We start from the raw sequence: 1,079 nt of genomic DNA, 5'->3' as shown, positions 1-1,079 counted from the left end.
AAAGTTAAAAAACGGGTCTGGGTATTCTTTGCTGAAGGACAGCGTTCCCTGCCCCATCCCCACTAACCGAAAAAGATGCGCACCGCGCCGCTCCTTCGAACTCGACATTACCCATGAGGCGGCGGCGTTCAACCACCATCGTACCGGCGAAAGGCCTATGCGGGTGCTATCCCCAAACGTTGTTGCACAAATGACACGATTTGGCCTCACTCGGAAAGCTCTCATTAACCATCGAGCTGCCGGCACCCTTGGGCGAGCCCTTGCAATCCCGCCGATTCCGGCAATTGCCGGCCGGAATTGCGAGGATGTCGCGAGTCGTCAGCCAAGGGATTGCCGCAGAATCGCCGCATCGCGAAGACGGCGCTTCGGCAGAAACCGGTTTTTTCAATGATAATAGCGCAGGCTTGTTGATTGTGCCGGCGCTTTTCTTTATCCACCGGCGCAACGGAGAGGTGGCCGAGTGGTCGAAGGCGCTCCCCTGCTAAGGGAGTAGAGGTCAAAAGCTTCTCGTGGGTTCGAATCCCATCCTCTCCGCCATCCTGCTTCGCGCTTCGCAGGACAAGCCCGGCGAATTCTTCTCGAGAATCCCTTGCAAAGCCTGGTTCCGAAGCCTTTCCCAGCTTCGTCATCCCAGGGCGAAGCAGGAGCGAAGCGACGTCGCGAAGACCCTGGGATCCATGCCATGACATCAGCCAAAGAATGCAGCGGCTCAGGATGGCCGTTCGACGAGTGCAGTCGCCAAGGGGTGCGCTGAAGCAGAGCTTGCGCCGTTGCGACACGTAAACGTCACGGCATGGATCCTGGGGTCTGCGCTGCGTCGCTTCGCTCCTTGCTCCGCCCCAGGATGACGAAGGGGGAAATGTGTGCGATCGCCACCGACAAAGGGTGAGCCAATCTGTCAAAACTTCCTGTGTCGAAGAGTTGGTTGGCAGCGCTTTTTTGGCGCGCTTTTTGCCCGTGAACGTCTGCGGTGATGCTCTCACGACCAGCGAAAAATTCCACGATTCTCCGAAAAACTCAGCAATAACAATTTATTACCGCAGAAACAGCCGTCATCGATCCGCTGTTTCGTTCGATTC

At 56.9% G+C, this 1,079-nt stretch carries 2 protein-coding genes and 1 tRNA gene; all 3 read left to right on the top strand.

The window, feature by feature from the left end:
• The first annotated feature begins 305 nt into the window (after positions 1-305).
• Positions 306-485 (top strand): hypothetical protein, encoded by a 180-nt coding sequence (locus AC0L26_RS31930; protein WP_473636077.1) that lies wholly within the window; start codon positions 306-308, stop codon positions 483-485.
• A tRNA-Ser gene (locus AC0L26_RS31925) sits at positions 447-537 on the top strand. Before AC0L26_RS31930 ends, AC0L26_RS31925 begins: the two co-directional genes overlap by 39 nt.
• Positions 538-885: 348 nt before the next feature.
• A partial coding sequence (locus tag AC0L26_RS31920) for a hypothetical protein (RefSeq protein ID WP_473636076.1) occupies positions 886-1,079 on the top strand: 194 nt, incomplete at its 3' end.

It is taken from the genome of Mesorhizobium sp. WSM4823 (genome assembly GCF_055811195.1).
This window is presented reverse-complemented; position numbering and strand designations above follow the sequence as displayed.